This window comes from Dietzia sp. CW19, from assembly GCF_014145265.1.
Taxonomy (GTDB): domain Bacteria; phylum Actinomycetota; class Actinomycetes; order Mycobacteriales; family Mycobacteriaceae; genus Dietzia; species Dietzia natronolimnaea.
The window spans coordinates 1-1,985 of the sequence record NZ_JAALEE010000396.1 but is presented as its reverse complement, the minus strand read 5'-3'; the positions used below and the strand labels follow the sequence as shown (position 1 = coordinate 1,985).

General features: G+C 71.5%; 2 protein-coding genes and 2 pseudogenes. 2 read left to right on the top strand and 2 right to left on the bottom strand.

The window, feature by feature from the left end:
- Positions 1-318: pseudogene (locus G6021_RS12045) on the top strand (DNA integrity scanning protein DisA); the annotation flags it as partial.
- Positions 319-375: 57 nt separating this feature from the next.
- On the opposite strand, the gene G6021_RS12040 reads toward G6021_RS12045, so the two are convergent.
- Together G6021_RS12040 and G6021_RS12035 are read right to left on the bottom strand one after the other, a co-directional pair.
- Entirely contained in the window at positions 376-1,026 is a 651-nt protein-coding gene (locus G6021_RS12040; RefSeq protein ID WP_182639751.1) for a hypothetical protein, read from the bottom strand.
- Positions 1,027-1,082: 56 nt separating this feature from the next.
- Complete coding sequence (locus G6021_RS12035; protein WP_179524500.1) at positions 1,083-1,736, bottom strand: carbonic anhydrase; 654 nt, start codon at positions 1,734-1,736, stop codon at positions 1,083-1,085.
- Positions 1,737-1,774: 38 nt separating this feature from the next.
- On the opposite strand from G6021_RS12035, the pseudogene G6021_RS12030 reads away from it, so the two are divergent.
- Positions 1,775-1,985: pseudogene (locus G6021_RS12030) on the top strand (A/G-specific adenine glycosylase); the annotation flags it as partial.

The window sequence follows — 1,985 nt, the reverse complement described above, 5'->3', positions numbered from 1 at the left end:
GACCAGGTGACGACCGGCCTCGAGCGCCTGGCCGCCCTGACCGACGCCGACCTGCTCCTGCCCGGCCCCGTCGCACGCTGCCTGGGGCTGCCCGCGGAGCCGGAGGACCTCGACGAGCACGTCACCGCACGGGGTCACCGGATGCTCGCCCACATCCCCAGACTCCGGCCCGTGCAGATCTCCGCCCTGGTGGAACGGTTCGGCTCGGTTCCGGCGCTGCTCGCCGCGGAGCAGACGGACTTCGCGGACGTGGAGGGTGTGGGCGCCCTGTGGGCCCGGCACGTGCGCCAGTGGCTCACCGGCCTCGGGTCGACCTAGCGGACGGCGTCCGCGGCGCCTGCCTCAGATGCCAGTCGCGCCCGACACCCCGAACGGTCAGTCGCCCTCGACCACGTTGAAGGTGGCCGCCGGGCTGAAGACGTTCCCGACCAGCGCGTAGACCTGGTAGGCGCCCACCTCGACCGGGGTCCGATCGGCCTCCGAGCAGGCGCCCTCCGCGGACCGGCGGCCTGTCCAGTCGATCTGGCGGGGCTCGGGCTCACCGGGGCGGAGGTCGACCTCGTCGTCCTCGCGGGGGGTGGTGCAGTCGATGCTCGACCACACCTTGACGTTGGTGTCCAGGCGGTAGACCTCGAAGGACAGCGGCGCCTCGGAGAGGTCGCGGTCGCACGTGGTGTCCGAGGTGTTGAGGATGTTGACGAAGAACCGGACGTCCTCGCCGACCGGGACGTTGGGCTCGGCGGACCAGACCTCCAGGCTCAAGTCCTCGTCCGCGCACCGGCCGCGCGAGGCGCCGCCGTCATCCCGGGCGGTGGTCCCGGTGGTCGTGGTCTCCGAGGTGGTGGCCGCCTCGGCCGTGTCGACCTCGCCGCCGCCCGCCGACTCCTGGGTGTCCGTGCCGCTGTCCCTGGAGGCCAGGAACAGCGCCAGCACCACGGCCAGGACGGCGACGACCGCGATGGCGACGGCGGCGACGCGGCGACGCACATAGACTTCGCGCGGTAGGGAGCCCTGGGGTTCGTGCACGGGCCCAACTCTAGGGCCGAGCGGGCGCCGCACCGGATCCCCCTCGCGGCGTGTCCCTAGACCGCGATCATCTCCTCACCCGGACCGTGGGGGGTGTCCTCGACCTCCCCCAACGCGCTGCGCAGATACGCGCGCCCGTCCGAGAGCTTGTACGTCACACCGACGATCGCGAGCCGCCCCGCGTCGATCCGGTCACTGATGATCTTGGAGCGCTGCTGCAGGAGCTCGCCGGTCTCGAGGACGTGGCGCGCCTCGAAATCGTCGATGGTGCTGAGCCCCTCGCGGCGACCGTTGAGGATCGAGGGCGAGACCTTCTCCACCACGTCACGCAGGAACCCGGGCGGGATCTCACCGGTGTTGAGCGCGTCGACCGTGGCCTTGACGGCGCCACAGCTGTCGTGACCGAGCACCACGATCAGCGGGGTCTCCAGGACGTGGACCGCGTACTCGATCGAGCCGAGCACCGCCGAGTCGCTGATGTGGCCGGCGGTGCGGATCACGAAGAGGTCCCCGAGACCCTGGTCGAAGATGATCTCGGCCGCCACCCGGGAGTCCGAGCAGCCGAACAGGACGGCCTTGGGGTGCTGCGCCGCGACGAGCTTCTCCCGCCGCTCGGTATTCTGGCTGGGATGACGCATCTGCCCTTCGACGAATCGATGATTGCCGTCGCGGAGCGAGGCCCAGGCCTTGATGGGATCGGTATGAGGCATGGCTCATATTGTGCACACCCCGCTCCCGCGGAGACACGGTGACCTCCGTCGACACCTCCGCCCTGCTGTCCTGGTTCGACCGTGCGGGCCGCCCCCTCCCCTGGCGCGGCCCGGGTGTCGGCGCGTGGGAGATCCTGCTCTGTGAGGTCATGAGCCAGCAGACCCCCGTGGCACGGGTGGAACCGGTCTGGCGGGCGTGGCTCGAGCGGTGGCCCGGTCCGGCCGAGCTCGCCGCGGCGCCGGCCGCCG

Excerpts from the sequence above, each read along its gene's own strand:
- G6021_RS12035 (WP_179524500.1), bottom strand. The coding sequence starts at position 1,736 with ATGCCTCATACCGATCCCATCAAGGCCTGGGCCTCGCTCCGCGACGGC.